Origin of the sequence: Adhaeribacter terreus (assembly GCF_042657365.1) — a bacterium.
Taxonomy (GTDB): domain Bacteria; phylum Bacteroidota; class Bacteroidia; order Cytophagales; family Hymenobacteraceae; genus Adhaeribacter_A; species Adhaeribacter_A terreus.
The window spans coordinates 191936-218497 of sequence record NZ_JBHSKT010000001.1 but is presented as its reverse complement, the minus strand read 5'-3'; the positions used below and the strand labels follow the sequence as shown (position 1 = coordinate 218497).

The following is a 26562-nucleotide window of genomic DNA, read 5'->3' as shown; positions in this document are numbered from 1 at the left end:
GAAAAACATGCGCACCACCGTTAAAAATACCGTCTTTGGGTTTTACCGGGTTTTCCGATACCGTTTTGGAGTTTTGCTGCTGTTTTTCATAGCGTTTTCCTGCGGCAAAAAAGAAGAAGATACTTCCGAAAAACCCAAAACCAGCTTCAATCCCAGTCAGGTTTCCGCCATTGGCCGCATTGAGCCCGCCGAAAAAATTATCCAGATCAGTGCGGAAGTCAGCGGCGTAGTAAAGCAGATCTTAGTGGAAGCGGGAGATTCGGTTAAAGCCGGCGACAAGCTGTTGGAAATGACCACCGAAACTGAAGCTGCTCAGGTTCAAAACGACGAAACCACCATTGCTACCCGGCAGGCCGAAATTCGCGCGGCGCAGGCGGAATTGGCGGCTGCGCAAACCAAAGCCGCTAATGCAAAACTGCAATATCAGCGCCTGCAAAATGCTTACGATCAGGGCGCTGAAAGTAAGCAGAACACAGACAATGCCCGCACCGAAGCCCAGACCGCGCAAAAAGAAGCGGAACGCCTGCAAGCCGAACTGAACGTAAAACGGAATGCAGTCGCCGATGCCATTCAGAAACGCGACCTCTCGAAACTGGCCCTGGAAAAACGCTATGTAAAAGCCCCCAAAAACGGACTGGTCCTTACTATGGATCTGACGCCCGGCGCGGCCGTTACTGCCTTCACGTCCATTGCAGATTTTGCACCCGAAGGCCCCGTTACCGCGCTTTGCGAAGTAGATGAACTGTTTGCCGACCGGGTAAAAATCGGTCAGAAAGCAATCATCCGGCACCAGGGCATGAACGATACGCTGGCTTTCGGGAAAGTGATTTTTGCGGCGCCTTATTTAAAGAAGAAAAGCCTTTTCAGCGATGTCGGCGACGACCTGGAAGACCGGCGCGTGCGCGAAGTAAGGATTCAGGCCGAAAACGGGCAGAACATGATCTTCGGGATGCGGGTGGAGTGTATCATTTTCACGAAGTAAAAACCTGAAAAATGCTGAAGACTGCCCTCCGTTTCATGATCTACGACAAAGCCAAAATCATCGGGGCGTTGCTGGGTGTGGTCATTTCTACCTTCCTGATCGGGCAGCAAAGCGGCATTTTCATATTCCTGACCAACGCCATGAGCTCTTTGGTAGACAACACGCCCACCGGCCTCTGGCTCGTGGATGACCGCACCACGAACGTAAACGCGCTGGGCCAGATCGATGTGCGCATCGGGCGGCAGGCCGAATCTATTCCGGGCGTGGCCAAAGCGTATCCGTACGTGGTTTCCGGGGGAAGCGCCAAATTCAAGAACGGCAAAAGCTACGGCGTTTTACTTATTGGTTCCGAAGCGCCAACCTTTAAAGGCGGTCCCTGGAACCTGATAAACGGCTCGGAAAACGATCTGCTCCGGGAAAATGCGGTAAGTGTGGAGTTCTTCGACAAAGCCAGCCTGGGGGATATTGAATTCGGCGATAATTTTGAAATAAACGGCAAACGCGTGCAGGTGGAAGCGCAAACCAAAGGCGCGCGCGGTTTCGGTTCGGCTTACGTTTTCACCACCATCGAGCGGGCCCGGGCGCTGGGCAACGTACCGCTCACCAAAGTAAACGCCTTTTTGATAGACCTGCAGCCCGGCGCCAACCCCGATTCCGTACGCAACGCGCTAAACCGCCACCTTTACGGCGTGCGCGCCTGGCTCCCCGAAGATTTTTCGAAAGCCACCGTAAAAACCGTTTTAAGTTCCAGCGGCATTGCAATTTCTACCGGTTCGCTTATTGCGTTTGCCATCGTTTCGGGGCTGGTAATTATTGGCTTAACCCTGTATTCGGCCGCCGTAGATCGCATAAAAGATTACGCCACCATGAAAGCCATCGGCGCCAGCAACGGTTACATCCGGAAACTGATCTTAACGCAGGCTTTTCTCATTGCTACGGTTGGTTATCTCATCGGCTCCATTTTGCTGGAAGGTTTCCGTTACGGCATTTCCAACGCCGGTGCCATCTTTAATTTTTCGCCTCTTATCCGCTTTGGTTTCCTGCTTATAACGCTGGTTATTTCCATTGGCGGCGCTTTTTTTGCCATCCGAAGAATTACCAAAGCGGAACCAGCATCGGTGTTTAGGGCGTGAGGTTTTTAATGAGAGAATTATTGAATTCTTGAATGAGTAAATAAATGAAGGGGTGAATGAGTGAGTCTGAGGCGAAGAGAATAAGAAAATTTCGAACGAAAAGGTTATTAATTCGACCAAAGGTCTCGAGAGAAAAAGTCCCCCTTTGAAGGGGGTTAAGGGGGAGGATTTTTAGGATATCTGGTTTTAAAACCAAAGATCAGAAATGCGTGAAGTCCTCCCCCTAACCCCCTCCAAAGGGGGACCAAAAATCTTCACTTCGGTCTGTGCCCCTTTACCCCTTCCCTCGGTCTGTGCCCTCACAGACCGAAGCATTGCCGTTAAAAGTGAGCAGCAAACCCGAAATAGCAGCAAGGCGGTCTGTGAGGGCACAGACTGAGGTGAAAGGAAGTGGCTAACCAAAAATGAGGAAAGAACCAACTGCTTTACCTCATAAACTAAAATTTTCGTATTGAAAACGCTATGGTTTGGAGCCTGAAAAGTACGTTATGCCTGCTGATACTGCTTTTGCTTAGCAGGTTGCTGCTTGCGCAAACTCATTTACTTTCGCTGGAAACGGCTTTGCAATATGCGCGGGAAAAACAGCTTTCGGTGCAGCAGCTCCGGTACGATTCTGAAATTGCCGGCGCAAAACTCAAACAGGAAAAAGCGGCCCATTATCCCAAAATTTCTGCTGACCTGGATTCTCGATACAACGCGCAACTGCCCACCCAGATTCTGCCCGGCGATTTCCGGAATTTGCCCGGCCAGAACATTCCGGTAGTTTTTGGCACCAAATACAGCACGACCGCGGCATTGGAAGGAAGTTATACCATTTTCGATCCGGAGCGGAAATACCAGGTGGAACATGCGAAGCTGGAACAGGAAATTGCGCAGAATAACCTGCTGACCGAACAAACCGATGTAGCGCTGGAAGTAAAAAAAGCCTATTACAGTTGCCTGATCAATCAGCAGAAAATTAAACTGACCCGCGGCAACCTGCAGCGCAACGAGGCTTTTTACTGGAACACCCAAACGCTTTTCCGGAACGGACAGGCGCAACCCATTGATGTAGACCGCGCCAAACTCAACTTTCAGACCCAGCAGGCCGAACTGCAAAACGCTACCCAAAACTTCGAAAAAAGTCTGCTCAACCTCAAATACCAGACCGGCCTTCCGCTCGATTCTGCCGTAATTTTAACCGATACCCTGCTCCTTTCTACCGCGCAACCCGTTTTCGAACTCAATATTTTCGACCTGAAAGCGCGGCCCGAATACCTGAATTTACTTTTGCAGCAGGAACAGGAAAATTTGCTTTTAACCAGAAACAAAAAGCTTGCCTTGCCTACACTCAGTTTTTACGGCTACTACGGCTCGCAGGCTTACCGCGATAATTTCACGTTTCTCGATTTTCAGGAAAAATGGTACCCGTTATCGTATGCCGGTGCGCAGCTGAACTGGGTTTTATTCGAAGGCTTTTACCGGAAGGTGCTGGTGCAGGAGAGCAAAATTACCCGCAAGCGCCGGAAGGTTCAACTTCAGATCTTCGAACGCGATTATACATTTCAGATCTACGACAAATTACTAAGCCTGAAAAACGAACAACAAAACCTGAAAATACGCGAAGACAATGTGCAGCTCGCCGAAAAAGTGCTGCGCGTAACCCGCATCCGGTTCGAGCAAAGTCTGGAAAAAAGCCAGGCCGTAACCGATGCCGAAAATGACCTGCTCAACGCGCAAACCAATTACCTGAATGCCCTCTACGATTTTACCCTGGCCCGCCTGGAATACGAACGCATTGCCGGGAAATAATTCATAACGATTCCGGAAAAACCGTATGCTTTTAGCGGTTAAAACCGCCTGGCAATAACCTTTTAATAAGCAGGCCGTTTCCCTAAGCATAACTCAATATTAAATTCTGATTATATTCTGAAAACTACATGAAAAAACTCATGCTTACCGTGCTGGCAGCCGTTCAGTTTGCCGGCATTGCTTACGCTCAACCTTCAGCCGAAACCGTTACCCCAACTCCTCAGGAAACGCAGCTAACGGTAAAAACCCGCGCTACTGGTTCTTCGCCATACAGAACAAAAACCTGGACAGACCTGCCCGTAACGTTGGTAGGTGTTGGGGCCAGCGCCACCGGTTTATACCTGATCCAGGAAAATAAACATGCTCCGTCTTCAGAAGAACTTGCCGCGATAGATGCTGACCTGGAAGCTGCCAAACGGGAGATCAACAGTTTCGATCGTTTTGCGGCCGGAAACTTCAGTCTGAGCGCCAAAAAAGCAAGCGATTACCCGTTCTATGGTTCGTTTGCGTTGCCGTTCCTGCTGCTTTTAGATAAAGATGTAAGCCAGAAAGCCGGTCAGGTAGCGGTGCTTTATGTAGAAACGATGGCTGTAACCGGAGCTTTATTTACCATGTCGGTGGCCCACGTAGAGCGCAAACGCCCTTTGGTTTACAACAACGACCCCGATAATACCGAAAGAACAAAAAAACACGCCCAGAATTCTTTCTTCGCCGGCCATACGGCTGCGGCCGCAAGTGCCACGTTCTTTGCCGCCAAAGTCTTCCACGATTTCAACCCCGATTCCAAAGCCCGGCCATATGTTTGGATCGCAGCGGCGGCTGTTCCGGCTACAGTTGGTTACCTGCGTCTGGAAGCCGGGAAACACTTTTTAAGCGACAATTTACTGGGTTATGCCATTGGCGCAGGTGCAGGGATTCTGGTACCGCAACTGCACAAAACCAAAGGCATGAAAAACGTTTCTATTATGCCGCTGATGGGGCCGGCTAATGGTATGGCGGCTACGGTAACGTTCTAAAAACGCTATGCTTTTAAGCAGAAAAACAGGCAACCCGGTTTGGGTTGCCTGTTTTTTTATATGGGTTTTGTAGCATAAAAAGGTAGCGTTTTTCGGCAGAAAACTGCTTTAAAGTAATTCAGAAAAAATCTTATCCGGATGAAGTTGAAGCTTCAATTATACACTTCCCGGTTCACAATTTCCATCAATCTTCCGGCTTCGGAAAGTTTAAAACCGAATTGTTCATATAACCCGTGCGCATCTTTGGTGGCCAGCATAAACCTTCTTATTCCTTGTATATCCGGGTGGCTTTGCACGCATTCCATCAGCCATTTACTCAATCCTTTCCCCCGGAATGCTTCCAGAATATACACATCGCAGAGATAGGCAAACGTAGCTTTATCGGTAATGACGCGGGCCAAACCAATTTGCTTTTCGTTTGCGTATACGCTGAAGCACAGCGAGTTTTGCAGCGATTTTTCTACCGTTTCCAGCGGAATTTTCTCTGCCCAATACGAATCCTGGCTCAGGTATTGATGAATGGCAATTGCATCGGCCTTTTCCGGATCGGTGTAAATAAAATAGGGCGGGCGTTCGTAAACCGGGTACATATTAGCAGAATTGTTTGGCTAAATTTATCGAAAGCCATCAGGAATGCAAAGCTTATTTCCGGCACTTTTTACACCCGGAAACCTACCGTTTTTTAACATTTCCGGATTCAAAAAAACTAAACCGCATGAAAAAAATACTCACGCTTCTTACTCTTTTTTACAGTTTCATTATTTGTTGCCAGGCGCAGTTTCCGGTTGGTTCGGTTATGGTTACGCCCCGTACTTTAACGCATAGCCTCGAAGTTCCCTGGGAATTGGTCTGGGGACCCGATAATTTTATCTGGATGACGGAACGCTACGGCCGCATCAGCCGGGTGAACCCTGCCAACGGCCAGGTTTCGGCTTTAGTTACTATTCCCGATGTATTGCAAAACGGCGAAAGCGGGCTTTTGGGCATGGCACTTCATCCTGATTTTTCGCAGCATCCGCACGTATTTGTAGCTTATACTTATTCGAAAAACGGCACGCCAACCGAAAAACTGGTCCGCTATACTTATAACGGCACGGCTTTAGCTTCTCCGCAGGTACTGCTCGATAATATTGTAGCGGCTGCTATTCACGACGGTGCCCGCCTGCTTATTCTGCCAGACCAAACCCTTTTATTTACTACCGGCGACGCTGGCAATACCAGTCTTGCCCAGAACCTGAACAGTCTGAACGGAAAAGTGCTGCGCCTGAACCTGGATGGTTCGGTGCCGGCCAATAACCCGGTTGCGGGGAGTTATGTGTATAGTTTCGGGCACCGCAATCCGCAGGGTTTGACTTATGGCAACAGCAAAATTTACAGTTCCGAACACGGCCCCGGCTCCGACGACGAATTCAACATAATAGAACCGAACCGCAATTACGGCTGGCCCAACTTGGAAGGCTTCTGCAATACCACCACCGAGCAAACTTTCTGCGCAACTAATAACGTACGCGAACCGCTGGCCGCCTGGACCCCAACTTTAGCGGTGGCTGGCATTGCTTTTTACAACCACGCGGCAATCCCTGCCTGGCAAAATTCTGTGCTGATGACAACTTTAAAAGATCGGAAACTGGTACAATTGCAACTGAATTCCACCGGCACGGCCGTAACTTCCCAGGCAATTTTTCTGGATAAAGCATATGGCCGGTTGCGGTCTATCTGCGTTTCGCCGGACGGTAAAGTATATATTGGTACCAGCAACAAAGATGGCCGCGGAAGTCCCGCCGCTACCGATGACCGCATTCTTGTACTCGAAAACCTTGCTTACCAACTAACCGGCATTAAAAAAGACGCTCCAAAAACTGCCAGCTTCACGGTCTTCCGTGATTCGGAAAACAAAAAGCTCTACCTGAATTTCGCGCCGGAACTCCGAAGCAATAAAGTGCAGCTACTTTCACTTTCCGGAAAAAAAATACAGGAGCATAACCTGCTTGCCGACCTGAAACTTGAGATCAGCACTGAAAGAATGGCGGCTGGTTTGTATCTCATTCGGGTTGGAAAAGCGCTGCAGAAAGTCGTGATCGAGTAAACGTTACCAGATTCAGTAACAGAAAAAACGGTATCGGAATAGCTTACAAAACTCAAAAACGAAACCCCAAAAATTCCCTTTAAGACATTTGCGAAAACCTGAAAACGGTATGGTTTCGGGCCAAAAAACTCTGAGACAGGAAGACAGTAAAGCCAGACGAATAGATACTTGAAAAAATTTACTTCTGAATGAATCGGAAGCGAGAAACTAAAATTTGAATGGCACCGAAAAAGCAAAACGTTTACAAACTTCCTTTCAGAAAAGTATCGTAGGCGAACTTCAGAATTATAGCCGTTACCACTACCAGAAACAAGCGCCTCACAAAACCACTTCCCTGTTTTAAAGCTAATTGCGTACCTGCCACCGAACCCAGCATATTACAAGCCGCCATAGGCAAAGCAATCTGGTAGAGCACGTAACCTTTCCAGACAAAATAACCCAGCGCCGATAAATTAGTTGCCAGGTTTACAACTTTAGCCGAAGCCGAGGCAGAAACGAAGCTGAAACCGAAAATACCGATGAATATAAAAATTAGAAAACTACCGGTTCCGGGCCCGAAAAATCCGTCGTAAAAGCCAATGGCAATGCCGGTTAAAATTGCGTACCAGCGTTCTTTAGAAACCGTAAGCCGCGGCGCGTGCAACGAACCGAGATCTTTTTTCAGGAAAGTATAAAACGCTACGGCTATGAGCAGAAAAAGTACCATGGGCCGCAATGCTTCTACGGGCAAATGGCTTATAGCGCGGGCGCCGAGGAATGAAAAAATGAAAGCCGTAATCGCGGCCGGCATCAGGCTGCGCCAGTTAATTTTTACGTCGCGGGAATAACGCAGCAACGAAGAAGCCGTGCCGGTTATGCCCACCAGTTTTCCAGTTCCAAGCAGAACCGGCACCGGCGTATGCGGCAGAAAAACCAGCAAAGCGGGTAACTGGATCAGGCCGCCGCCGCCCACCACAGAATCTATAAACCCAGCCAGAAAAGCGAAAAAACAGAGGTAAACTATTTCCATAAAAGCGGGCAAAGGTAACTAATTCTCATAAGCATTTGCGGCCGGAGTTCAGGTTTCAGGAAAACAAAAACGGGTTGCCGTTCTTCGTATATTAACAAAGAGCAGCAACCCGTTCGGGTAATGGTTTCTTAGGTTAATTAGCTGTGCCTGCTGCAGCAGCCGAATCTGGTACAGAGGTAGAAAATTTCTCTACGGAAGCCGATTTCGGATCGACGGTTACCACGTAAACCACTTTGGTAGCATTCAGTTTTTTCTTCGGGGCTTCCGCTTTTAAAATTTCCGTTTCTGCCGACTTTTCGCCCCCATTCAGATAGCGTTTTTTCACAAAATCAGTTGCCGGTTGTGTTACTTTTCCAGCTTTTGCCTGATAGGCTTTGAACGCAGGTTTTTCGGCAGCTTTCACTTCAGGCTGCGGAACAACCGGGGCAATTTCCGTGATTGGTTCCTGTAGTTCTTCGGCTTCGGCCTGCAGCGCATATTCTTTTGCGTGCGAAATTTGCTGGTTTTCTATGGCTTTGTTGTATTTCAACAGAAAAAGCAACGCTACTGAAATAACCGCAATAACCGATCCGGGCATCAGCCATTTGAATTTTACCGGTTTTGCTTCTGGTTTTACAGCTGCCGGCGGCGTTATTTCCTGGCGGATCTTATTCCAGGCGAAGGCCGGCGGCGCTTCTTCCAGGGTTTCGAACCGCTCGCGGAATTGTTCTTCGAACGCTTGTTTAGTTGGCATATTGAGGCAATGAATAAGTGCTGAGTAATTTCTTTAACATTTGTTTGGCCTTGGCCAGCTGCGATTTGGAAGTGCCTTCGGCAATGCCGAGCAATTCGCCTATCTCTTTGTGCGTATAGCCTTCCACGGCAAACATATTGAATACCAAACGATAGCCTTCCGGCAATTGGTTCACAATATCGAGTAGTTCCTGGGTAGTAATGCCGCTGATAACGCTGTCGGTCTCGGGGCTGAAATCGTGCACTTCGCCGAATTCGTCGTGGCCGTAGTGCTTCAGGTTTTTGCGGTAATTATTAATGGCGGTGTTCACAAAAATACGCTTCATCCAGCCTTCAAAAGAGCCGCTCTGGTAGGTCTGAATATTCTTGAAAACTTTTACGAAAGCATCATGAAAAACGTCTTCCGCCTCGAAACGCGTTTTCGCGTAGCGCGTGCATACGGCCATCATCCGGGAAGCATACTTTTTATAAAGCAGCTCCTGGAACGCAGGTTCTTCGCGTTTACATCCTTCAATTATTGCCTCTTCCAAGTAAGCCAAAATTTTGTCTGCTTTAAGTTAAGTACTTTCTTTCACTTAGCCGCGGAAACCCGCCTTATTTTTCCAAATATCTGATAAATAAACGCTTCGGCTACGGTTTTATTTCCGTAAAGTATTTATTTCCCTGCTTTGCCAACCTTTCGTTGCTTTTAAAATACCATAATTTCTACCGTAGCATACTCACAAGGCCCGGCGCCGCACACGCGGTATTTGAATATTTCTTTGCCTTTAAAATCTTTGGCCGGCACGTATAAAAACCCTCCTGCCATCGAATCTATCTGGATTGTGCCGTTTTCCGGTTCACTGAAAACCAGCGTGCTGTTCGGCAGTTTTGCATCGTTGGCAAGCACGTTCAGCGGCAGCGACTGGTTTATATGCGTTCGCAAATAATCGTTTTCCAATTTGGTTTCCGCGGTAAATTTTGCGGGCGAAATTACTTCTTCTCCCTCCATGTTGAAATCGCAGGCTTGCAGCGCGGCAATTATCAACAACCCGATCAGGATTAATATTTTGATCAAATCTTTCATTTTCAGCATCTGTTTAGAAGTACTGAAGGCCTTCGAATGGGTAGACACGCACTTGGCGCAAACGGTTGCCTGAGCCGGAAAAGTTTTTTTAAGAAAGCAGACCGGTCTGAAAAAACGGTAGGGTTTCGGGCATAAAAAGTAAAGGAAAATGCAAAGCGGGCTTTTTTCAGTTTCAGAATCTGGCGCCAATGGCTACCGTTTCTTTAAAAGATTGCTGCTTCCCGCGCATGTCAAAGAGCTCTACCAAAACCAGGTAATAACCCACCGGCGCTTTTCTACCTTCGTTGGTAGTGCCATCCCACTGAAAGAAATTTCCGGCGGCCAGTAAAGCGTTCCGCGCCAGCTTTTTTATTTCGCGGCCCTGGCTGTCGTAAATAGTAATGCTGGCCACCTGGCCATTGCGCGAAGCATTGAAATTGAAGGTCGCAAAATCTTTATAACCGTCGCCATCGGGGCTGAAGGCTTTTGGTTCGATGGTAAGTCCGGAATCAACCTGCACATTTTCCTGCACCTGCGAATTTGGTTTTCCCGGCGTAGCATAACCCACTGTAGAAGCCGCCGAATGGAAATTACTTTTTTCAGTTGGCCCGTCTATCCTGATCCTTTCCAAAGAAACGCCTTCTTTATCGTCCAGAAGTTCGAAGTGCATTTTCTCGTTGTAGGTAAGACTATCGGCAATTTCATTCTTCGGGTTCAGCAAAAGCACGGTGCCGTCTTTATCATTATAAGAAGGCAAGGAAGAAATCTGCAGAAAAGCGTTCGGATCGTGCGTTGGGTATTGAGCCATTACAATATCCGGGCGCGTGGTGATGGCCACAATTTGCTGCGGCGCAAGCAGGTAATTTACAGCAATAGTTTTCCGGCTCGAAACCGTATCATTTTGCAGGTTCGCCAGCTGCCAGTTTTTCAAATCGATGTACTTGCTGCTGCGGTTTACCAGTTCCACAAAATCCACGCCGTTCGGCCGCGGGTTGAACAATATTTCGTTGATCACCACATCGCCTTTCAGTCCCGGAACCGGCAACGCAAAAGTGGCCGTTAAAACCGAAGCTAAATTTCCGTTGCAATCGCGCACGTTGCGCACTTCTACCGTAAAAACCTGGTTGGCCGTTAATGGCTGCGCCAACGTAATTTCCACCGCATTAAATTCCGCACCAACTATAGAAACTGCCGCAACCGCCGGACCATTTTTTACCTGATACGTTGCCTGCGTTGCGCTTAAGCTATCGAGTTTTTCATCGAAAAACAGTACCGTTTTGGTGGCTGAAATGGCTTGGGCGCGTATCAGTTTTGGCGCCGTATTATCGGGCCGGCTGGCCTTCACCGAATTTTCCTGGTCGGGCGTGCCTCCGTTCGGAGCAACTGAAGCCGTCCAGTTATCCATGCCGCCACAAGGGTTGGTTACATCGATCATTTCCAGACTCCAGCCGCCTTCTTTTTTATTGCTGTCTTTGTACCAGGTATCGGAATACGTTATGCTGAAGATCAGGACGCCGGTTTCAGTTCTTAAACTAAGGGTTTCGCCGGCATTGGCAAAAGAAGGAAAATTACTGAGCCCAATGGTTTTCCCAAAAGGCTGAAAAGCGGCAACGCGCGAAGTCGGAACCAGGATCGCATACTCGCCGGGCGCCAATGTAACCGCTGGAAAAATCGCCGGTGTGCCTCCATCCGAAAGTTTCATGCCTTTCAGATCGAGCGTTTGGTTGGTCGGGTTGAAGATCTCCAGATACTCGAAGCCCGGCAAAGGGTTTGGCGCATTCACAACCGGACTTTCATCGGCCATAATTTCGGTAATAATTACCTGGTTAAAACCCGGTTTCGCGCCAATTCCAAAGCTCTGGTTTGCCGTTTGCATTACGTTCCCCGCACAATCAGCAGCGCCGGAAACGGTTAAATTATAAGTAGTTCCTAAAACCAGATTCGGGCTAAAATTCAGCGTTATTTCTTTAAAATTTCCGGCTGAAACTACTTTTGAAACAATTGAAATTCCACCAGAAACGGTATAGTTTGCATTCGCTAAACTCAGGCTATCCATGGTTTCGGAGAAAGTGAGTTTTAGGGCGGAATTCGATAGCGTTTCTACGGTTAAAAGCGTTGGGATTTGCGTGTCCGGAGTGGTATTGAAAACGGAATTCTGCCGGCCGGGCGTGCCGCCGGAAACATCGTTGGAAGCTGCCCAGTTTTCCGGCGCAGGACAATCCGCAGCCGGGTTTTTCAACTCCAGCGTGAAACCGCCCGATGCTTTTGTCGGGTCGTTGTACCAGGCATTCGTGTAGCTCACTTTATCGATCAGTTTTCCGGTATTATCCAGCAGTTTTATATTGTCGCCGGAATCGTTGAGCGAAGGAAAATTCGGTAAGCCCAGCACGCTTCCGAAAGGTTTGAACAAGCTGGTATCGGTGCGGGCGCAGAGAATTACATAAGTACCGGGCGCAAAACTAAAAGCCGGTAATGTTGCCAGCACGCCCGATGCATCGGTGAGTTTCCAGTTTTGCAAATTAAAGGTTTTGTTGCTGCGATTGTAAAGCTCCACAAATTCGGTAGCTGGCAAACTTAACGCAGGGCTAAAATCGGCCATAAATTCGTTGATCCGCACATCGTGAAAATCAGTAATGACCGGCGGCGTAAAACTGAAATTCGCGGTTAAAACCGGCGCAATATTTCCGTAAAGATCGGCCAGATTGCTAATAGAAACGCTATGGTTTCCGCCCGAAAAAGTGCTGCCAAAAGTTAAATGTACCAACGCCGGATTTTGCCCATCGAGCACCGCTGAAACCGGATTTCCTGCTCCGCCCGAAAGAGCATAATTGGCTACATTTTGTGCGGTGGCCAGGCTTACCGGTTCATTAAAAAGCAGATCGAGTTGCGTGCCGGAAATTAACGTAGCAGAAACCAAAGCCGGCGGCGTGAGATCAGTAATTCTAAGATCGTCGAAATAAAATTTGGTGCTGTTAGCCGATGTATATCGCATAAAAACCCCGAAAAAATCCGAACGCTGGTGCGTGGCATCGGTAGCTGTTCCCTGGGAAACATAACTATTGCCGGTGCCGGTTACATCCATTTCCAGCGTCCACAAATTAGCAACGCTGCGGCTCACTTTAACTTTCACCAGGTTATTGGTCGTGCTGGAAATGGTGCCATCAGTGCCGTCTATAATTTTGGTGGCGGTGGTGCCGGTTTTGCGGTACAAACTCACTTCGTCCTGCGTATCGCCGATGCGTACAAAATAACCGTTCAGGCTGCCGGCTAGATTCGGTACATCGCTCATCAAATAAACTTCTGCCAGGTTGCCGGAAGAAGTGGCAAATTTCAGGTTCACCCAAAACTCCCATTCGGCCCCGATATTTACTTGCGAAGGCGTGGCTAAATAACCCGTTGCCGTAGCCGCCGGACCATTGCTTTGGAGCTGATTCACAGCGTTTACGGTAAACAAATTCACATCGCCGCTCCAGGTTGGATTTGTGGTAAAATTGCCGTCGGAGAATGTTTCGAGCAGCTGCGCCGGCGTGTAAAATGGTAGGCAAATCAACAGAAAAAGTAAAAGTCTTCTCATTCAGGATTTGTGCTTAAATTTGTATTTGGTTCTTAACTAGAAGGATAAGCAAATTTAATTTAACAGCGTACGTAAATAAAATGAAAATAGCCGTAGTGGGCGCCACAGGTTTGGTAGGCACCGAAATGTTGAAAGTATTGGAAGAACGCAATTTCCCGGTTACCGAATTGTTACCGGTAGCTTCAGAACGTTCCGTAGGAAATATCATCACTTTCAAAGGCAAGCCTTATAAGGTGGTTTCCATGGCCGATGCCATTGCTGCCAAACCTGAGATCGCTATTTTCTCGGCTGGTGGCAGTATTTCCAAAGAAATGGCGCCGAAATTTGCCGAAGCAGGCTCGTTTGTGATCGATAATTCTTCGGCCTGGCGCATGGACCCTGCCAAAAAACTGGTGGTACCGGAAATAAACGCGAAAGAACTGACCAAAGCCGATAAAATTATTGCCAACCCGAACTGCTCAACGATCCAGATGGTATTGGCGCTGCACAAACTGCACGAGGCTTTTAAAATGAAGCGCATTGTGGTGAGCACCTACCAGTCGGTAACCGGAACCGGTAAAAAAGCCGTTGACCAGATGATGAACGAACGTGCCGGCCAGCCAGGCGAAATGGCGTACGCTTACCCGATAGACCTGAACGTAATTCCTCAGATAGATGTGTTCGAAGACAATGGTTACACCAAGGAAGAAATGAAAATGGTGAACGAAACAAAGAAGATCATGGGCGATAATTCCATTCAGGTTACGGCTACGGCGGTACGCATTCCGGTTATGGGTGGCCACTCCGAAAGCGTGAATGTGGAATTTGAAAACGACTTTTCGTTGGAAGAAGTATACCGTTTGCTGCACGAGACCGAAGGCGTAAAAGTAGTGGACGACGTGAAAAACCTGCAATACCCGATGCCAAAAGATGCGCACCAGAAAGACGACGTTCTGGTTGGCCGCGTGCGTTTAGACGAAACCCAGCCTAAAACCCTGAACATGTGGATCGTGGCCGATAATTTACGCAAAGGCGCTGCCACCAATGCCGTGCAGATCGCGGAGTACCTGGTGGCTAACAGGCTCGTTTAAAAATGGACGTGCAAATCCCTACCGACCGGCCCACTTTTGAAGGTGAAATAGCTACGTATTGGTTCGACGATAACGGCATTCTGGTTTCGCTTTCCAAAAGCATTAAACGAACGGTAGCCAATATTTCCGGCAACGTGGCTTTTGTAAAACGCATTACAAACAACCAGCCGGTTCCGTTATTAATTTACCTGAAAAATTCGCCGGTGCCGGATAAAGCAACCCGCAAGCTTTCCACCGAAAAACTGCCGGAAATTTATTCGGCCATGGCCATGGTTTCGGAGCCAGGGCTTGCCAGTTTTATCATGAAGATCCTGTTCAAATTTAAGCCATCGCCAATTCCTATGAAGAACTTTACCAGCGAAAAAGAAGCTACGGCCTGGCTGAAACAATTTTTACCACAACCAACGCTTCACTAAATGGCATCAGGCACTCCTATCATCCGGCAGATCAACTGGCTGGCGCTGGCGTTTCAGCTTTGCGTGTTTGTTGCCATGGTATTTCTGTTTCAGTTTCTGCAGGTTGGCGCCCCAAGCTTAATGGCAATTGCCGCGTATCTGGTTCTGGTATATTTCCTGCGGTTTTTTCTTGCCAAATACCACCGGTACGGCATGATGTTCATAAAAAGGAACGACTTTGAACATGCTATTCCCTACTTCGAAAGCAGCTACGCCTATTTTCAGGAAAAGCCTTGGCTTGATCGCTTCCGCGCTATATTTTTATTGAGTTCCTCGCGTATTTCTTACAAAGAAATGGCTTTGGTAAACATTGCTTATTGCTACTCACAACTTGGTAATGGCGCACAGGCGAAAGCGTATTACGAACAGGCTTTAAAAGAATTTCCGGACAGCGCCATTGCCAAAGCTGGTTTGAATATGATGAACGCGGCTGGAAAAGAAGAAGCTGAATAAGTGCATTGAAAATTGATTTATAAACGCCGGGTGGTTACCTCCGGCGTTTTTTTTATTGCAGAAACGCTATGCTTTTCACCGGAAAAACCCGCACTTCCTATAATTCCGTTTTTAAGCAGATTCATTTATCTTTACCTGTAAGCGAAAGTAGATATTTATCTTAAACTTTAATTTCTAACCGCATGACAAACCAGGAAAAAACCAGCGTTACCGTAGAAACGACCATTAAAGCACCCGTAGAAAAAGTATGGCAGCTTTGGACTTCTCCCGAACACATTACCAAATGGAACAGCGCTTCCGAAGACTGGCACACCCCGAAAGCTGAAAACGACCTGCGTACCGGCGGCAAGTTTATGTCCAGAATGGAAGCGAGAGACGGCAGCATGGGCTTCGATTTTAACGGCGTTTACGACGAAGTGAAACCCAACGAATTAATTGCTTACTCCATGGAAGACGGCCGGAAAGTAAAAGTAACGTTCTCTGGCAATGGCTCCGAAACTAAAGTAACCGAAACGTTCGATGCTGAAAATTCGAACCCCGTAGAAATGCAGCGCGGTGGCTGGCAGGCAATTCTAGATAACTTTAAAAAATACACGGAAGCGAATTAATCTCTTTCATTTGCAGATAATTCAAAAAATGCCAAGCTTCTCTTTACCTGGCATTTTTGTTTTTTCAACCGGTTAATTCCTGCTTCTGGCGGCAAACCGGTTTGCGGAACTTGCGGCCCTCATTACCGGTTCATACCTTTACTGACTGATTAGTCATTTCAGTATAAAGGCTAACAGCAACGAATGAAACTCCTGAAGCACATTATGATCACCGCACTTATTATTGCCAGCCTTTTATCTATGACTGGTTTTATGGCCATGCAACAAGGCCCTTTTGGCAAAACCCCGAAAGGCAAACGCCTGGAACGCATCCAACAATCGCCGAACTACAGAAACGGATCGTTCCAGAATTTATCTGAAACGCCGGTGCAGGCCGAAGAAGCTTCTTTTTTCGGTATGATGTACGACTTCTTTAACAAATCTAAAAGCACGCAGCCTGCCGATTCCATTCCGCACGTAAAATCTGACCTGAAGACTTTTTCGACCGAAAAGCCTACCATTTTCTGGTTCGGGCATTCGTCTTATCTCATCAAAACCAACGGCAAAAACATTCTCGTCGATCCGGTTTTCAGTGGCTACGCCGCGCCGTTTTCGTTTATGGTAAAGGCATTTAAAGGCGCCAACAATTACGCGGTAAAAGACCTGCCGGAAATTGATATGCTGGTAATTTCCCACGACCATTACGACCACCTCGACCATCAGACCATTACCGCTTTAAAAGATAGAGTTAAACATTTTTACGTGCCGTTGGGTGTGGGCGCGCACTTAGAAAACTGGGGAATTGCCGAAGATAAAATTACGGAACTGGACTGGTGGGAAGCTACAAGTTTCGAAAACCTGAAACTAACAGCCACGCCGGCGCGCCATTTTTCCGGCAGAGGTTTGTCACGCGGAAAATCGCTTTGGGCCTCGTACGTGCTGGAAACGCCGGAGCACAAAATTTACATCGGCGGCGATTCCGGTTACGATTCTCATTTTAAAGCCATCAGCGAGAAATTCGGCCCTATGGATATTGCCATTTTAGAAACCGGACAATACAACAAAAACTGGCCTTACATCCACATGATGCCCGAGCAAACCGTACAAGCCGCGCAAGACCTGCATGCTAAAGTCCTGTTCCCGGTACATTTAGGTAAATTCGCGCTGGCGCTCCACGATTGGGACGAACCGCTGCACCGCGTGGTAAAAGCCGCCGCCGAAAACCAGGTAAAAATTACCACTCCCATTATTGGCGAACCAATTATTCTGGATCAGCAATACCCGGATAAGCAATGGTGGAAGTTGTAAAAAAAGTTGATCAGCTAATGTTTTCCTCCCCCTTGCCCCTCCAAAGGGGGACAATCACAAAATGCGTGTTTTATAAGTAGCTAATTAATCCGATTAAGTCCCTTTTGGAAGGGGTAGGGAAGGATTTGCACGCAAAAAGAACTGTAATTAATACCAGAAACTTATGTCCGGGAAACGAGATAGCATTATAGCGGCAGCCCTGAAATTATTTTGCGAAAACGGCTTTCAGAATACTTCTACGGCCAATATTTCGAAAGAAGCCGGGGTGGCTACGGGAACATTGTTTCTGTATTTCAAAAGCAAAGACGAACTGATAAACGCCCTTTACAAAGAAGCGAAAACGGAATTGGCAGCTTACTTTCAGCAGGACCTGGAAGCTGAAACGACCATAGAAAATAAGCTGCAGCATTTCTGGCAAAAGGCTATCGATTGGGCGCTGGATAATCCGTATCACTTCCGTTTCTTCAACATGTACAGCAATTCGCCTTTCATTTCCAACCTGACCAAAGAAGAAGCAGCTTCCACGTTTCAGTTTACCCAGGATCTGGTAGAGGAAGCCATAAAAGCCGGAAGTATTGAACCCATAAACTGCAACCTTTTTATCAATCTTTTCAGCGGGCAGCTTAACGCAACGGTAGGGTTTTTAACCCAAAATCTGAACCTCGAAAACAGGCAGGAAATAATCGATCAGGCTTTCGCAATTTTTTGGAAAGGGATTTCGAAAGGCTAATTAAAAAAATATCAAACATGAAGCATTAATCAATTCTCCTTTCCCAACCGCCCACGTAAACAAAACATCGTAACGTGAACAATAAAAAAGGCAGCTATGACACCACGAGCGCTGGCACAGAAACTGGAAGCTGAAAGATCACTTCCCACAGGCTCCGAAGAACGGTTTAACGGTTTTGGGGTGATGGGTTTACCGTTTTCCTCCGGCCATGTGCTGGCGCTGCGCAGGTTTCCGGCATCGTCGGTTGGTGCAGGTTATACGTCTGTCTGGCACCGTTTGCCAAACCAAAGCTGGAGCTTTTACGCCGATACAGATCCCCATTATTCCTGCACCCGCTACTTCGGCAAAAAAGCTGCTCACACTTACAAAACGCCCGTAATTCTTAACTGGCAGGATGATTACAGCTTTGAGGTGAATATTGAAAGCGTCGGACTAACCTGGTTCGTAAACGTGCAGGCCACGCCGGTAACCATTGCAATGAACGCGCTCGGTAGTTTGCTGCCTGCACAGGCCTGGAAAAGTGACAGTATTCTAAAACTGATGGGGAAAGTAGCCGGTACTGTTTTGGGTTTACAGAAAGTTAATTTAACGGGCACAGTTCCCAACGGTCAACATTTCAAGGCAAACCCTAAAATTATGTGGGCTATAAAAGAAAGCCACGCTACCATTGCCGGCCACGATCTGGGCGTTCCTGCAATTTTGCCGCAACAAACGCATTTGCAGGATTTCTGGATCCCGCAGCACGGCCTTCTTGTTTTTGGCCAGGCCTACTTCACGCCTTTCGATCCGCTTAAACATTCGGCTGCTATTTCCAGCACAGATCAATAAAGCGATGCGATATTCTAGTGGATTAATTTTGCTTTTCAAACCTGCGTAAAAGTTTTATCTTGTATTTTGCTGCCTAATTCAAGCGCCGACAGAAAAGTACCCGATGACCACAATTACAGCGAATATGATTGATCCGTTAAATCCTTTATTCGCACTTATTATTTTTCTGCTGGCTTTTTTAACCGGGTTCGCTATTAACAGAACCTTAAAACCCGCAGTCACTTCACAGCTAAGCCGCTACGAATCCATCGATGGGTTAAGAGGTTTATTAGGCATCAGCGTTTTTATTCACCACGCCAGCATCTGGCACCAATATCTGCAAACCGGCACCTGGACACTTACCAAATCTAACCTGTTCAATCATTTCGGACAGACCAGCGTTGCGCTTTTCTTCATGATCTCCGCTTTTCTGTTTACCTCCAAGCTGCTGCATGCTCAAAAAGGAACGTTCAATTGGCCTGACTTCTTTATTTCGCGGTTTTTACGGTTGGTACCCTTGTATTATGCCGCGCTGGCCGTGATCATTATTTTTGTAATGGTCTTGAGCAACTGGCAATTAAATGGCAGTTTTTCAGAATGGTTGGTTTCCGTTTTCCGGCTCGCTGCTTTCGAAATTCCGGGCGAAACCGTTTTGAACAAGCATCCGCTGGCCAACCTGATCAACGCTAAAATAACCTGGACGCTCCGTTTTGAATGGCTTTTTTATTTCAGCCTGCCGCTAATTGCGCTCTTTATTCTGAAAAAGAAACCTTCGGGTTTTTACCTGCTTTTTGGTACAGTTTTCATCCTGATCTTTTATAAATATCACGGCCTGAAACATTATGCTGATTATCTGTCGTTCGCGGGAGGAATATTAGTAGCTTTCCTGGTCAGGCACTTTCCAATTAGGTCAAAAACCGACAACATATTCGGAAGCCTTGTAATTCTGGTAAGCTTTTTAGCCATTCCGCAGTTTAAAACCCCCGACGAGCTTTTCTGTAAAATGCTGATCATCTTAATCTTCCTGTTGATCGCGGCGGGAAATGATCTTTTTGGCTTGCTTCGAAATGCGACCTTAAAGTTCTTAGGCCATGTTTGCTACAGCACGTATTTGCTGCACGGCATCCTTATTTTTTCAGTAGTTTATTTTGGTATCGGCATTGAAAGCGCCCGCACGTTAGAACCTTCCCGGTTTTCAGTTTTGATCTTTGCGATCACCCCGGTTCTTATCGTTCTCAGCTACCTAGGCTTCCGGTTTATTGAGAAACCCGCTATTGACCTGGCAAAAAAGATTCGGTTAAACCGAAGCAAAATAAGCGCAAAAGTTACAAAACCAACCGAACTCGTTTAATTTCAGTAGCCCAAAACGGTAGGGTTTTGACCCGAAAAACTCAAAGCAATTAGATCAGACTTTCCTTACCCAAAAACTAGTTCCGCAAATTTTTCCAGCGATTTCCGGGTTTCGTAAGGCCGTTCGAACATGCCCATATGCGCGGTTCCGCCCAGGAAAACGGTGGTGCTGTTGTTCGGTAAATGGCATTGTTCCAAAGTTGCTTCCAAAGGCACCGCGCCATCTTCTTTGCCGGCAATAAACATAACCGGGAACGCAGCTTCTTTCAAAACTTTCAGGCGTTTCTTGCGGTCGCGCATGGCCCGCAGGGTTTTAATAATACTTTCCTGTGGTGTAGCCTTCCCGACTTTTTTCAGCTTTTCGATAGCGTTTTTACATTTTTCGCGGTTTTCCGGCGCAAACAACGGAGCTACAAAAGAATCCATAAACAGATCCACGCCATGCTTTTTCACAAACTCGATGGTCTTGTTGCGGGCTTCTTTTTTCTCATCGGTATCGGCCAGGGCGCTGGAATGGAATAAACACAAACCCTGCAGCATTTTCGGGTATTTTTCCGCAAAAGCCAGGCTCACGTAACCACCCAGCGAATGCCCCACCAGAATGCATTTTTTAATGTGTAGTCGCTTCATTTCATCATGCACCGCCTCTGCCATGCCATCAATCGTATGTTCTTCCAGGGTTGCTTTATTTTCCCCGAAACCCGGCAGATCTAACGCCACGCAATGAAACTTATCCGGCAATTTGCTGATCAGTTCGTTCCAGAGTTCTTTGTTTTCGCAGAAGCCGTGCAGGAATACAAGGGTGTTTTCGGCGGGTTTGGCAGTCATAGTTTTCGGGTTAGGTTGCCAGCGAAAATACGAAAAAAAACCTCACAGGTCTTAGAGACTTATGAGGTTTAAATACCAGTTTAGTTTCGCGGAAGCTTACCCTTGCCACTGTTCCAGTAATTGCGCTAATTCCTGCTGCAGACTCTGCGTTTTATCGGCAGTGTACCAGTTATGCACCGCAGCAATAAATTCCTCTTTCGGCACACCTTCCTGCTTTAACCGCAAAAATAGTTCCTGTGCTGCTGCCGGCCTTGGTCCCCAGATTCCTAATTCCTGTTGCCTTTCCGCATCCAGGCAGATCAGTTTGGGAATGGAGCGGCCGCCGTTGGTTAAATAAAGATCCATCAGTTCCAGGTTCTGGTCGCGGAGCACAAATTCCAGGTTAATTTTACCGTTCGATGTTTCCGCAATTTTCGCAATTACCGGTACGTTCTGCGCCGCATCGCCGCACCAGCCTTCCGAAATTACCACCCAGTTTAATTTCCGGGTAAGCTTTTCCAGCGCGTTTGTTACTTCCGTACCAAGCCCGACGGTTTTATCCAAACGTTTCATGCGTTGCAGGTTCAGCTTGGTGTAATCGAGCAACTCCGGAGTAGCGCACATGCCTTCTTCCACCTGCTTTTCGGTATCAGCTTTATAATCTGTATAAGCGTATTTTTTCGCCTGCGCGATCAGGTTTAAGGTTTTATTCGTTTCCATTTTATGATCGTTTTTTTTTTATTGTTAAGAAAAAAAACCTCACAAGTCTTTATGTCCTGTGAGGTTTAAATTTTACTTTTTTCAGGCCGAAACCCTACCTTGTTTTTAACGCACCAATACGTGTTGCGCCATCATTTCGCGTACTGCTTTCTCAATATCCTGCGGCGCGAAACCGGCTTCGTGCTGCAATTGCAGTTGGCTGCCGTGTTCAAAATATTTATCCGGAATACCTAAGCGGCGTACTTTGGCGGTGTAGTTATTATCGGCCAGGAATTCCAGAACCGCACTACCAAAACCACCCTGCAAGCAACCATCTTCTACGGTAATGATCTTGTCGTATCTCCGCATGATCTCGTGCAGTATAGCTTCGTCAATCGGTTTGGCAAAACGCATGTCGTAGTGGCCCGGTTTCAGACCTTCCAACGCTAATTTTTCGCAAACTTCCACGGCGTAATTCCCGATGTGGCCGATTGTCAGAATCGCAACTTCTTCGCCTTCCTGAATCACGCGGCCTTTGCCTACTTCAATCTTTTGCAACGGCGTGCGCCATTCCGGCATCACACCTTCGCCGCGCGGGTAACGGATCGTGAAAGGTCCCATATCCGGCTGCGATGCGGTAAACATCAAATTGCGCAGTTCTTCTTCGTTCATCGGTGCCGAAACGATCATATTTGGCAGGCAACGCATGTAAGCAATGTCGTAAGAACCGTGATGCGTCGGGCCGTCGGCACCGGCGAAACCTGCGCGATCTAAGCAGAAAACTACGTTCAGGTTCTGGAGGCAAACGTCGTGCATTACCTGGTCGTAAGCGCGCTGCATGAAACTGGAGTAAATGTTGCAGAACGGCACCAGGCCTTGTGTAGCTAAACCAGCGGAGAACGTAACGGCGTGCTGCTCGGCAATGCCTACGTCAAAAGCGCGATCCGGCATGGCTTTCATCATGATATTCAAGGAACAACCGCTCGGCATGGCCGGAGTAATCCCCATAATTTTATCGTTCTGCTCGGCCAGTTCTACCATGGTATGCCCGAAAACATCTTGATATTTTGGCGGCTGCGGCTTTTCATAAACAGTTTTATAAATTTCGCCGGTAATTTTATCGAACAAGCCCGGCGAATGCCATTTGGTCTGATCTTTTTCCGCCAGCGCATAGCCTTTGCCTTTTACCGTAACGCAATGCAGCAATTTCGGACCCGGAATATTCTTAAGATCGTTCAGCACCGACGTTAAATGAAGCACATCGTGGCCATCTACCGGACCAAAATAACGGAACTTCAGGCTTTCGAATAAATTGCTTTGCTTTAATAAAGTAGCTTTAATTCCTGACTCAACTTTGCTGGCAATTTGCTGCGCATTCGGACCGAATTTGCTGATCTTACCCAGAATATTCCAGATCTCATCCCGCACTTTATTATAAGTAGCCGAAGTGGTAATATCGGTTAAATATTCCTTCAAAGCACCCACGTTCGGGTCGATGCTCATGCAGTTGTCGTTCAGAATTACCAGCAGATTGGAATTGGTTACGCCCGCATGGTTCAGCGCTTCAAACGCCATTCCCGCCGTCATGGAACCATCGCCGATCACGGCAATGTGCTGCTTTTCAGTTTCGCCTTTGTACTGCGAAGCCACCGCCATACCCAGCGCTGCGGAAATTGATGTAGAAGAATGGCCTACCCCAAAAGTATCGAACTCAGATTCTTTGCGTTTCGGGAAACCGGAAAGGCCTTTGTATTTGCGATTGGTATGAAAAACATCTCTCCGACCGGTTAATATTTTGTGTCCGTAAGCCTGGTGGCCCACATCCCAAACCAATTGGTCGTAAGGAGTTTTGAAAATATAGTGCAATGCAACGGTAAGCTCAACCACGCCTAAACTAGCGCCAAAGTGCCCGCCGTAAATGGAAACGTTGTCGATAATAAACTGGCGTAATTCCTGGCAAACCTGCACCAGTTGGTCCTGGCTCAGTTTTTTAAGGTCATCCGGCGAATCGATGTTCGCTAACAGGGGTCCGGGTTCTATCGTCATGCGGTGAATTTCTTGATCAATAACTTAACAAATCCGGTGCAAAAAAGTTTGCTTCCGTTTTTGTTTATTCGGGCAATTAAGCTGGTAAAATTACACAATTTTCAATTAAACTGCCGCCGGAATTTCAAGCACCGCAAAACGCTATGCTTTCGGGCCTGAAAAGTTAAACGGGAATGAAGTGAAAATGGTATGGATTATTGTCTGAATTGGGATTCGTCAGATTAGTGAATTAATCAGATTGCATTCTAAATCCAATAATCCGTAAATCTGGCGAACCCCAATTCAGACAACCAGAAAATCGTTTTCTAATCGTAAAGAATGATCAGCGACTGGGTTTCAACTTCAACTTCGGCGTTTTCCCGGTTGTAATTTATCAGCAGAGAATAATTTTCGTCATCCAGTTCCTTTTGCTGTTTCGGGCTGCTTTTCTCGTACCGTACACCGTTTATTTCTACGGAAATGGTAAACGGCTTTTTCGGCTTATTCACATAAAAGAGGTCGGCAATGGTAGCAGAATCGGAAGTTGAAATGCGTTTATCGTAAACCAGCTTTTTGTCCAGGTAAATTTTCACCTGGTCGTTTCGGAACGTTTCGCCTAACTCAATTTTAAGCTTTTTTGCTTTCTGCGCTTCGGTTTGCACAGCGCCTATGCTAATGCTCAAAATGAGAATAAATAAACTTAGAAGCAGCTTTTTAAATACTTGGTTTTGCATATCGGTTAAACGAAGCGGAAGCAAAACGGTATGGTTTTGCCCCGAAAAAGTCTGAACACCATTTTAAGGATCTTAAAGATTTTCAGGATTTCGCTATAGATATTAAAGATATAAAATCTGACTATGTTTTTCTAAAAGCCATTAATCCAATAATCTGACGAATCCAAGTTCCGACAAAATTGGGTACCGCACATAAATTCCGTAATTTTACGTTCCGGTTTGAAATTCAGGCTAAAACGCTATGATTTTGAGCCGAAAAAGTGCCGGAAAGCAAAATTTCTGCTGCCTGCTACTTGCTACCAGATACCAAAACCGTGAGTTTCGAAATAAAATTACCCTTGTTCGAAGGTCCTTTCGACCTGCTTTTGTTCTTCATCGAACGCGATGAACTGGACATCCATGACATTCCGATCTTCAAGATCACCAACGATTTTATGGGGTATCTGCAGCAGCTCGAAAACCTGAACATGGAAGTGGCTTCAGAATTTATCCTGACGGCCGCCACGCTCATGCGCATCAAGGCCAAAATGCTCATTCCGCGCACCGAAAAAGACGAACAGGGCAACGAAATTGACCCCCGCAAGGAACTGGTACAGCACCTTTTAGAATACAAGAAATATAAAGCCGTGCTCGCCGAACTTTCGGAAATGGAAGAGAACCGCCTGAAACAGGAAAAACGCGGCAACCTGGAAGATGAAATGAAGATCCTGGCGGCAAAAACTTCGGTAGAGCTGGAAATGCAGGACCTGAGTTTATACAAGCTGATGCGGGTTTTCGAGAAGGTGATGAACCGTTTTGAGGAAGAAGAGAACCGCCCGAAACATACCGTTTTTACTTACCCCTACACCATTGAGCAGCAACGCGATTTTGTGCAGACGCAGATCCGCGAACGGCGCATTGTAAATTTCACCGAGTTACTGAAAGACTTCCCCGATAAAATTGGCGTTATCTTTAACTTCCTGGCCATTCTGGAGTTAATTCAGCTCAATGAGATCTGGGTGCAGGTAAGCGAAGGTTTTAATAACTTCGAGATCCATGCCTCGCCCGAAACCCTTACCAATACAGATTCTGATCCCGAATAAATGGATTTAAATAAAAAGAGTTTTTTACGTCACTTCACACCAGCCAAAATTGCCATTCCGGTAGCTATTGGCCTGGCCGTGGTGGCGTATATGATCTATCGCGACCCGGCCGCGCAGGATTTTTCGCGCCTCCTGGATGCCAAACTCCACTGGATCTTCATCACGTTTGCCGTCCTCATCGTCCGCGATTTTGGGTATATGTACCGCATCCGCCACATTACCGGCCGTTTCCTGAGCTGGAAACAATCTATAGATGTGATCATGCTCTGGGAATTTGCTTCCTGCGTAATGCCTTCGGTGGTAGGTGGCTCTACCATTGCTACTTTTCTGCTGCATAAAGAAGGCATAAAGCTGGGAAAATCGCTGGCTTACGTTATCGTTACGGCCATGCTCGACAATTGGTATTTTGTAATTGTAGCGCCTATAATCCTGTATTTTGCCAAAGGCCAGATCTTTCCGGATGTGGATGGCCTGAATTTTTCGGTTAGCTCCGGTCTGGAATTTGCCTTGCTGGTCAGTTACCTGCTCATTACAGCCTACGCCATTATTATGACCTATGCGCTTTTCGTGAACCCGAACGGCGTAAAACGTTTGCTTATCCGCATTTTCAGTTTGCCTTTGCTGCGGCGCTGGCGTACGGGCGCGTTCCGCCACGGCAACGAACTCGTTTGGGCTTCGCACGAAATTAAAGGCCACAGTTATGGTTACTGGGTAAAAGCAATTCTCTCCACCGCCTTCGTCTGGACAGCCCGTTACTATTTAATTAACTGCCTCATTGCCGCTTTCACCGATATTCATTTCCACGACCATTTGCTGCTTTTTGCCCGCAATTTTGTGTATAAAGTAGTATTAATGGTAGCGGTTACCCCGGGCGGCGCCGGTATTGCCGAAGTAGCTTTCCCCACTTTTTTCGGAAGTTATCTGGGCGGTTTTACGGCCATTATTGTGTTGCTTTACCGCATTGTAACGTATTACCTGTATCTGATTTTAGGTTCATTCTTCCTGCCGCGCTGGGTTAAACGCGTGTTCAGCGAAGAGCACGAAGCCGCCGTTGCGCAGACCGTAGAAATACGCTAGGGTTTTAGCC

General features: G+C 47.1%; 25 protein-coding genes. 15 read left to right on the top strand and 10 right to left on the bottom strand.

The annotated features are described in order from the left end of the window. Nucleotides 1–7: 7 nt before the first annotated feature. The 4 genes from ACFPIB_RS01040 to ACFPIB_RS01025 all read left to right on the top strand — a co-directional run bounded on the left by ACFPIB_RS01040 (nucleotide 8) and on the right by ACFPIB_RS01025 (nucleotide 4922). Complete coding sequence (locus ACFPIB_RS01040; protein ID WP_378015557.1) at nucleotides 8–982, top strand: HlyD family secretion protein; 975 nt, start codon at nucleotides 8–10, stop codon at nucleotides 980–982. Between the two features lie 11 nt (nucleotides 983–993). Continuing rightward, nucleotides 994–2115 (top strand): ABC transporter permease, encoded by a 1122-nt coding sequence (locus tag ACFPIB_RS01035; protein ID WP_378015556.1) that lies wholly within the window; start codon nucleotides 994–996, stop codon nucleotides 2113–2115. Nucleotides 2116–2577: 462 nt separating this feature from the next. Then, on the top strand, nucleotides 2578–3906 hold the full coding sequence (locus tag ACFPIB_RS01030; protein ID WP_378015555.1) for a TolC family protein: 1329 nt from the start codon (nucleotides 2578–2580) through the stop codon (nucleotides 3904–3906). A 128-nt stretch (nucleotides 3907–4034) separates the two neighbouring features. Next, on the top strand, nucleotides 4035–4922 hold the full coding sequence (locus ACFPIB_RS01025) for a phosphatase PAP2 family protein (protein ID WP_378015554.1): 888 nt from the start codon (nucleotides 4035–4037) through the stop codon (nucleotides 4920–4922). A 152-nt stretch (nucleotides 4923–5074) separates the two neighbouring features. Here ACFPIB_RS01025 and ACFPIB_RS01020 read toward each other — a convergent pair whose 3' ends face one another. Beyond that, entirely contained in the window at nucleotides 5075–5512 is a 438-nt protein-coding gene (locus tag ACFPIB_RS01020; RefSeq protein WP_378015553.1) for a GNAT family N-acetyltransferase, read from the bottom strand. Nucleotides 5513–5637: 125 nt separating this feature from the next. On the opposite strand from ACFPIB_RS01020, the gene ACFPIB_RS01015 reads away from it, so the two are divergent. Then, nucleotides 5638–7008, top strand: coding sequence for a PQQ-dependent sugar dehydrogenase (locus tag ACFPIB_RS01015; RefSeq protein ID WP_378015552.1), 1371 nt, complete (start codon nucleotides 5638–5640; stop codon nucleotides 7006–7008). 241 nt (nucleotides 7009–7249) lie between these two features. On the opposite strand, the gene ACFPIB_RS01010 is transcribed toward ACFPIB_RS01015, so the two are convergent. From ACFPIB_RS01010 to ACFPIB_RS00990, 5 genes are all read right to left on the bottom strand, one after another. Further along, on the bottom strand, nucleotides 7250–8017 hold the full coding sequence (locus ACFPIB_RS01010; protein ID WP_378015551.1) for a sulfite exporter TauE/SafE family protein: 768 nt from the start codon (nucleotides 8015–8017) through the stop codon (nucleotides 7250–7252). Between the two features lie 133 nt (nucleotides 8018–8150). Then, entirely contained in the window at nucleotides 8151–8750 is a 600-nt protein-coding gene (locus ACFPIB_RS01005; RefSeq protein ID WP_378015550.1) for a hypothetical protein, read from the bottom strand. Beyond that, nucleotides 8740–9279, bottom strand: a complete 540-nt coding sequence (locus ACFPIB_RS01000) for an RNA polymerase sigma factor (protein ID WP_378015549.1) — start codon at nucleotides 9277–9279, stop codon at nucleotides 8740–8742. Before ACFPIB_RS01000 ends, ACFPIB_RS01005 begins: the two co-directional genes overlap by 11 nt. A 158-nt stretch (nucleotides 9280–9437) precedes the next feature. After that, nucleotides 9438–9815, bottom strand: a complete 378-nt coding sequence (locus ACFPIB_RS00995) for an Ig-like domain-containing protein (protein ID WP_378015548.1) — start codon at nucleotides 9813–9815, stop codon at nucleotides 9438–9440. A 172-nt stretch (nucleotides 9816–9987) separates the two neighbouring features. Further along, nucleotides 9988–13368 carry a lamin tail domain-containing protein gene (locus ACFPIB_RS00990; protein ID WP_378015547.1) on the bottom strand — a complete coding sequence of 1127 codons (3381 nt, stop codon included), beginning with the start codon at nucleotides 13366–13368 and terminating at the stop codon, nucleotides 9988–9990. Nucleotides 13369–13448: 80 nt separating this feature from the next. Between ACFPIB_RS00990 and ACFPIB_RS00985 the strand changes: the two genes are divergently transcribed. From ACFPIB_RS00985 to ACFPIB_RS00950, 8 genes are all read left to right on the top strand, one after another. Further along, the gene (locus ACFPIB_RS00985) at nucleotides 13449–14438 is read left to right on the top strand and encodes an aspartate-semialdehyde dehydrogenase (RefSeq protein WP_378015546.1); all 990 of its coding nucleotides are present in this window, start codon (nucleotides 13449–13451) and stop codon (nucleotides 14436–14438) included. Between the two features lie 2 nt (nucleotides 14439–14440). Beyond that, the gene (locus ACFPIB_RS00980) at nucleotides 14441–14854 is read left to right on the top strand and encodes a DUF7793 family protein (RefSeq protein WP_378015545.1); all 414 of its coding nucleotides are present in this window, start codon (nucleotides 14441–14443) and stop codon (nucleotides 14852–14854) included. Further along, a complete protein-coding gene (locus ACFPIB_RS00975; RefSeq protein ID WP_378015544.1) occupies nucleotides 14855–15346 on the top strand; it encodes a tetratricopeptide repeat protein in 492 nt (163 codons plus the stop codon). It begins immediately after the preceding gene. A gap of 182 nt (nucleotides 15347–15528) precedes the next feature. Then, complete coding sequence (locus ACFPIB_RS00970) at nucleotides 15529–15954, top strand: SRPBCC family protein (RefSeq protein WP_378015543.1); 426 nt, start codon at nucleotides 15529–15531, stop codon at nucleotides 15952–15954. A 183-nt stretch (nucleotides 15955–16137) separates the two neighbouring features. Beyond that, nucleotides 16138–17241, top strand: coding sequence for an MBL fold metallo-hydrolase (locus ACFPIB_RS00965; protein ID WP_378015542.1), 1104 nt, complete (start codon nucleotides 16138–16140; stop codon nucleotides 17239–17241). A 163-nt stretch (nucleotides 17242–17404) separates the two neighbouring features. Then, complete coding sequence (locus ACFPIB_RS00960; protein WP_378015541.1) at nucleotides 17405–17971, top strand: TetR/AcrR family transcriptional regulator; 567 nt, start codon at nucleotides 17405–17407, stop codon at nucleotides 17969–17971. 96 nt (nucleotides 17972–18067) lie between these two features. Next, nucleotides 18068–18799 carry a hypothetical protein gene (locus tag ACFPIB_RS00955; protein WP_378015540.1) on the top strand — a complete coding sequence of 244 codons (732 nt, stop codon included), beginning with the start codon at nucleotides 18068–18070 and terminating at the stop codon, nucleotides 18797–18799. 103 nt (nucleotides 18800–18902) lie between these two features. Further along, the gene (locus ACFPIB_RS00950) at nucleotides 18903–20129 is read left to right on the top strand and encodes an acyltransferase family protein (protein WP_378015539.1); all 1227 of its coding nucleotides are present in this window, start codon (nucleotides 18903–18905) and stop codon (nucleotides 20127–20129) included. Nucleotides 20130–20194: 65 nt separating this feature from the next. Here the strand turns inward: ACFPIB_RS00950 and ACFPIB_RS00945 are convergent, their stop codons facing one another. The 4 genes from ACFPIB_RS00945 to ACFPIB_RS00930 all read right to left on the bottom strand — a co-directional run bounded on the left by ACFPIB_RS00945 (nucleotide 20195) and on the right by ACFPIB_RS00930 (nucleotide 24342). Next, on the bottom strand, nucleotides 20195–20956 hold the full coding sequence (locus tag ACFPIB_RS00945) for an alpha/beta fold hydrolase (protein ID WP_378015538.1): 762 nt from the start codon (nucleotides 20954–20956) through the stop codon (nucleotides 20195–20197). A gap of 96 nt (nucleotides 20957–21052) precedes the next feature. After that, nucleotides 21053–21655 carry a thioredoxin family protein gene (locus ACFPIB_RS00940; RefSeq protein WP_378015537.1) on the bottom strand — a complete coding sequence of 201 codons (603 nt, stop codon included), beginning with the start codon at nucleotides 21653–21655 and terminating at the stop codon, nucleotides 21053–21055. A gap of 105 nt (nucleotides 21656–21760) precedes the next feature. Further along, nucleotides 21761–23680, bottom strand: a complete 1920-nt coding sequence (dxs, locus tag ACFPIB_RS00935) for a 1-deoxy-D-xylulose-5-phosphate synthase (protein ID WP_378015536.1) — start codon at nucleotides 23678–23680, stop codon at nucleotides 21761–21763. 305 nt (nucleotides 23681–23985) lie between these two features. Further along, nucleotides 23986–24342 (bottom strand): hypothetical protein, encoded by a 357-nt coding sequence (locus ACFPIB_RS00930; RefSeq protein WP_378015535.1) that lies wholly within the window; start codon nucleotides 24340–24342, stop codon nucleotides 23986–23988. A gap of 365 nt (nucleotides 24343–24707) precedes the next feature. Between ACFPIB_RS00930 and ACFPIB_RS00925 the strand changes: the two genes are divergently transcribed. Together ACFPIB_RS00925 and ACFPIB_RS00920 are read left to right on the top strand one after the other, a co-directional pair. Next, nucleotides 24708–25475 carry a segregation and condensation protein A gene (locus tag ACFPIB_RS00925; protein ID WP_378015534.1) on the top strand — a complete coding sequence of 256 codons (768 nt, stop codon included), beginning with the start codon at nucleotides 24708–24710 and terminating at the stop codon, nucleotides 25473–25475. Then, the gene (locus ACFPIB_RS00920; protein ID WP_378015533.1) at nucleotides 25476–26552 is read left to right on the top strand and encodes a lysylphosphatidylglycerol synthase transmembrane domain-containing protein; all 1077 of its coding nucleotides are present in this window, start codon (nucleotides 25476–25478) and stop codon (nucleotides 26550–26552) included. The last annotated feature ends 10 nt before the right edge of the window (nucleotides 26553–26562 follow it).

Excerpts from the sequence above, each read along its gene's own strand:
- ACFPIB_RS00980 (WP_378015545.1), top strand. The coding sequence starts at position 14,441 with ATGGACGTGCAAATCCCTACCGACCGGCCCACTTTTGAAGGTGAAATA.
- dxs (WP_378015536.1), bottom strand. The coding sequence starts at position 23,680 with ATGACGATAGAACCCGGACCCCTGTTAGCGAACATCGATTCGCCGGAT.
- ACFPIB_RS00995 (WP_378015548.1), bottom strand. The coding sequence starts at position 9,815 with ATGAAAGATTTGATCAAAATATTAATCCTGATCGGGTTGTTGATAATT.
- ACFPIB_RS01005 (WP_378015550.1), bottom strand. The coding sequence starts at position 8,750 with ATGCCAACTAAACAAGCGTTCGAAGAACAATTCCGCGAGCGGTTCGAA.
- ACFPIB_RS00970 (WP_378015543.1), top strand. The coding sequence starts at position 15,529 with ATGACAAACCAGGAAAAAACCAGCGTTACCGTAGAAACGACCATTAAA.
- ACFPIB_RS00955 (WP_378015540.1), top strand. The coding sequence starts at position 18,068 with ATGACACCACGAGCGCTGGCACAGAAACTGGAAGCTGAAAGATCACTT.
- ACFPIB_RS00990 (WP_378015547.1), bottom strand. The coding sequence starts at position 13,368 with ATGAGAAGACTTTTACTTTTTCTGTTGATTTGCCTACCATTTTACACG.
- ACFPIB_RS01010 (WP_378015551.1), bottom strand. The coding sequence starts at position 8,017 with ATGGAAATAGTTTACCTCTGTTTTTTCGCTTTTCTGGCTGGGTTTATA.
- ACFPIB_RS01020 (WP_378015553.1), bottom strand. The coding sequence starts at position 5,512 with ATGTACCCGGTTTACGAACGCCCGCCCTATTTTATTTACACCGATCCG.
- ACFPIB_RS00940 (WP_378015537.1), bottom strand. The coding sequence starts at position 21,655 with ATGGAAACGAATAAAACCTTAAACCTGATCGCGCAGGCGAAAAAATAC.
- ACFPIB_RS00975 (WP_378015544.1), top strand. The coding sequence starts at position 14,855 with ATGGCATCAGGCACTCCTATCATCCGGCAGATCAACTGGCTGGCGCTG.
- ACFPIB_RS01035 (WP_378015556.1), top strand. The coding sequence starts at position 994 with ATGCTGAAGACTGCCCTCCGTTTCATGATCTACGACAAAGCCAAAATC.
- ACFPIB_RS00945 (WP_378015538.1), bottom strand. The coding sequence starts at position 20,956 with ATGACTGCCAAACCCGCCGAAAACACCCTTGTATTCCTGCACGGCTTC.
- ACFPIB_RS00950 (WP_378015539.1), top strand. The coding sequence starts at position 18,903 with ATGACCACAATTACAGCGAATATGATTGATCCGTTAAATCCTTTATTC.
- ACFPIB_RS01015 (WP_378015552.1), top strand. The coding sequence starts at position 5,638 with ATGAAAAAAATACTCACGCTTCTTACTCTTTTTTACAGTTTCATTATT.
- ACFPIB_RS01025 (WP_378015554.1), top strand. The coding sequence starts at position 4,035 with ATGAAAAAACTCATGCTTACCGTGCTGGCAGCCGTTCAGTTTGCCGGC.
- ACFPIB_RS01030 (WP_378015555.1), top strand. The coding sequence starts at position 2,578 with ATGGTTTGGAGCCTGAAAAGTACGTTATGCCTGCTGATACTGCTTTTG.
- ACFPIB_RS00985 (WP_378015546.1), top strand. The coding sequence starts at position 13,449 with ATGAAAATAGCCGTAGTGGGCGCCACAGGTTTGGTAGGCACCGAAATG.
- ACFPIB_RS00965 (WP_378015542.1), top strand. The coding sequence starts at position 16,138 with ATGAAACTCCTGAAGCACATTATGATCACCGCACTTATTATTGCCAGC.
- ACFPIB_RS00960 (WP_378015541.1), top strand. The coding sequence starts at position 17,405 with ATGTCCGGGAAACGAGATAGCATTATAGCGGCAGCCCTGAAATTATTT.
- ACFPIB_RS00920 (WP_378015533.1), top strand. The coding sequence starts at position 25,476 with ATGGATTTAAATAAAAAGAGTTTTTTACGTCACTTCACACCAGCCAAA.
- ACFPIB_RS01040 (WP_378015557.1), top strand. The coding sequence starts at position 8 with ATGCGCACCACCGTTAAAAATACCGTCTTTGGGTTTTACCGGGTTTTC.